The following is a 1,539-nucleotide window of genomic DNA, read 5'->3' as shown; positions in this document are numbered from 1 at the left end:
CGGGCCGCTCTTACGCCGGATCGTACTGCCGCTGATTTTTCCGGCCCTGCTGGCGGGCTTGGGGCTCGCCTTCGTCTCCTGCTTGGGCAATTTCGGTATTCCGGCGCTCTTGGGCATTCCGGCGCGTTACCCGACCGTGCCGGTGTTGATTTATCAGCGGCTCGCCGGGTTCGGCCCGTCGATTTTGGCGGAGGCCGGGTTAATGGCCCTCGTTTTAGCGGTGATTTCCGGCTTGGTCATTCTGGCGGCGCGCCTGTGGATCAACGCGCGCAGCGGCACACTGATCGGCAGTGCGGGGCGTAGCGCCGCGCTGCATCTGCCGCTTCGGCATTGGCGGACGCCGATCCTGATGCTGTTGCTCGCGCTCGGCCTGTTCATGACGGTGCTGCCCTTGCTCTCGCTGCTGGCGACCGCGTTGACCCGCGCCTATGGGTTGCCGTTGACGGGGGAAACGGCGACGCTGGCCCATTTCGCGCGGGTCCTGAGTTCGGCGCAAACCCTGCGGGCGTTGCTGAATTCCCTGTGGCTTTCGGGCACGGCGGCGGTTCTGCTGGCGGCGCTGGCGCTGCCCTTCGCCGTGGTTGAAGCCTGGAGCCCGGCGGCGTGGTTGCGCCGCCTCTTGCGGGCGTTCGATCCGATTATCGAAGCGCCCTATGCCCTGCCGGGGGTGGTCTTGGGGATTGCGATGATCCTGCTGCTGATCCGCCCGTTGCCGCTGCTGAATATCTCGCTGTATGGCACGGCGACGCTCATCTTGATCGCCTATCTAGCGCGGTTTCTGCCGCTGATCCTGCGGCCCGTGCAGGCCAGCCTGCGCCAGATCGATGCGGTTCTGGACGAGGCGGGACAGGCGCAAGGCGCGGGTTTCCTGAAGCGTTTCCGGCGCATTACGCTGCCGTTGCTGCTGCCTTCGGCGGTGGCGGGGGGCGTGCTGGTGTTTCTGACCGCCTTCAGCGAACTCACCGTTTCGGCGCTGCTCTGGTCGCGGGGGAATGAGACCGTTGGCATTATCATCTACTTCCTCGAAGAGGGCGGTGACGCGCCGGGGGCGGCGGCCATGTCGATGATTTGCCTTGCCGTGATTTTTGCGCTGGCGGGGCTCTGCACGCGCCTACCGCCGCGCGTCCAGCAGCTTTTGCCCTGGGGAGCCTAATGGGAGAGTTTCGCACACCGTCCGTTTCGGTCGAGGTCGACCGGCTGACCCGCCGCATCGGCGGGGCGACCATTCTCGATCAACTCACGCTGCGCGTCGCCCAAGGCGAGTTCATGGTGATCCTGGGCGAATCGGGCTGCGGGAAAACCACCCTCCTGCGCCTGATCGCTGGGTTCGACGCGCCCGATGGCGGCACCATCCAACTCGGCGAGACGCTCGTTTCTGGGGCCGGGGCACAGGTGCCGCCCGAAAAGCGCAATCTTGGCATCGTCTTTCAATCCTACGCCCTGTGGCCGCATATGAGCGTGGCGGAGAATGTCGGCTTCGGGCTCGATCTGGCGGGGCTCAGCCGGGCCGCGCAGGAAAACCGCGTGGCGCAGGCGCTG

2 protein-coding genes are annotated in these 1,539 nt (G+C 66.1%); both read left to right on the top strand.

Annotation, left to right across the window (positions count from 1 at the left end):
* On the top strand, positions 1-1,153 hold a 1,153-nt coding region (locus VZ95_RS17955; protein ID WP_045777077.1), incomplete at its 5' end, for an ABC transporter permease.
* Positions 1,153-1,539 (top strand): ATP-binding cassette domain-containing protein (locus tag VZ95_RS17950; protein ID WP_045777076.1); only part of this gene is annotated, 387 nt, incomplete at its 3' end. The genes VZ95_RS17955 and VZ95_RS17950, both read left to right, overlap by 1 nt.

Source organism: Elstera litoralis, assembly GCF_000963705.1.
GTDB lineage: Bacteria > Pseudomonadota > Alphaproteobacteria > Elsterales > Elsteraceae > Elstera > Elstera litoralis.
This window is presented reverse-complemented; position numbering and strand designations above follow the sequence as displayed.